Source organism: Rhodanobacter sp. FW021-MT20, assembly GCF_041107475.1.
GTDB lineage: Bacteria > Pseudomonadota > Gammaproteobacteria > Xanthomonadales > Rhodanobacteraceae > Rhodanobacter_A > Rhodanobacter_A glycinis.
The window spans coordinates 1-1,746 of the sequence record NZ_JBGBPX010000041.1 but is presented as its reverse complement, the minus strand read 5'-3'; the positions used below and the strand labels follow the sequence as shown (position 1 = coordinate 1,746).

Below are 1,746 nucleotides of genomic sequence, written 5' to 3'. Positions count from 1 at the left end.
CCTGATTCCGTGATCTCTCCCCGCCAAACCGCACCACATCAACACCTGCGGTGGATCTGCCCTTCACCCATCGGGTGAGCTGCGGTGTTGGGTATGCTGCGGCTTGATGTCGTTGCCGCACAGTTCGCTCATGCCGCCCACACCGTTCCTCATTCGCCAATCCTCGCGCAACCTGACGGCCATGTCGGGCCTGGCGTTTGTCGGTGTCGCGCTGCATCGTTTCGCCGAGATTGCTCGTCGCATCGATCCGGCGTTTCCGGTGCGCCAAGGCCTGCCCAGCAGCCAGATTCTGACCAGCTACGTCGGTTTGCTGGTGGAGGGCAAGAGCGATTTCGATGCCATTGAGGGCAAGCGCGACGAAGCGTTCTTCCCCCGGGCGCTGGGCCTGTCCGGCGTGCCGTCGGCGGCGACGCTGCGCCAGCGCATGGACACGATGGGCATGGCCGGTTCCGAAGCCGTCGATGCGCTGCTGGTGCCGCTGCTCAAGCGCGGCCGTGCGCAGTTCGCCACGACGACGAGCGGTCACGTGCCGCTGGACATCGACGTGTTCTGCCTGGACAACTCCGACAGCAAGAAGCAGGGCGTGGGCCGCACCTACGCCGGCTACGACGGGTTCGCGCCGATCGCGGCGTATCTGGGCGCCGAAGAGGGCTACTGCCTCGCGCTGGAGTTGCGCGACGGCACCCAGCACAGCGCGAAGGAGAGCGAATACACCCTGGAACGCGCGATCCCGCGCGCGCTGGCGTTGACCGACAAGAAACTGCTGCTGCGCTGGGACTCGGGTTTCGACAGCGAGTCGATGTTCCGCACCGCACTGACGCAAGGTCACGGTCGCATGGATGTGCTCGGCAAGTGGAACCCGCGCCGTTTCGATGTCGAAGGCTGCGCCGCCGCCAAACGCGCCGACACCGATGTTGAATGGGACACGCCGCGCGAAGGCAAGCGCACCACCACCTGGGTGACCGACGGGCGCGTCATCACGCTGGACGAGCGCAAGGTGCCGCTGCGCCGCGTGCTGCGCCTGACCGAGCGCACCTGCAAGGCCGATGGCACGATGCTGCTGTTCCCGGAGGTAACCATCGACGGCTGGGAAACCACGCTCGATCTGTCGGCCGAGGCCATCATCGCGCTGTACGAAGCACACGGCACCCACGAGCAGTTCCACAGCGAATTCAAGACCGACCTCGATCTGGAGCGCCTGCCCAGCGGCAAGTTCGACACCAACACCTTGGTGCTGAGCCTCGCCGCCGTGGCCTACAACATCCTGCGCCTGATCGGTCAGCAAGCCCTGCTGAACAAAGCCGCGCCTCTGCGCCATCCCGCCAAGCGGCGCCGGCTCAAAACCGTCATGCAGGAAATGATGCGCGTGGCCGCGCAGTTGGCCGTCCATGCGCGCCGCGTGGCGCTGAACTTCGGCCAACACTGCCCGGCACTGATCGTGTGGCGCGCGCTGTATGACGACTGGACACGCAGCGAGCCGCCCGAGGTAGACATCATCCCGGCCTAGCCGCGCTCCACGCGAACAGCGCAAGCCACCGGTCGCGCGATCCATCGCGAGGGCAATGCTTGCGCACTGGCTGGAAAACCGACGCTCCATCGCACCGTCCGGCCACGATGACCACGTTGGCGCGTCCCTCATGCGGCGTCTGGCCAAGCCAAATGACCGCCGCCAGACCATGATTGTTCCTTGGACGTATAGACGGCCGTAAGGTGGTGGCGGCGTGGTAACGTGGTCACGGAATCAGG

The 1,746-nt window shown here is 65.8% G+C and carries 1 protein-coding gene; it reads left to right on the top strand.

Annotated elements, in window-relative coordinates; translation table 11 throughout:
* The first annotated feature begins 130 nt into the window (after positions 1–130).
* Positions 131–1,507, top strand: a complete 1,377-nt coding sequence (locus tag AB7849_RS19455; protein WP_369501564.1) for an IS1380 family transposase — start codon at positions 131–133, stop codon at positions 1,505–1,507.
* Positions 1,508–1,746 lie beyond the last annotated feature (239 nt).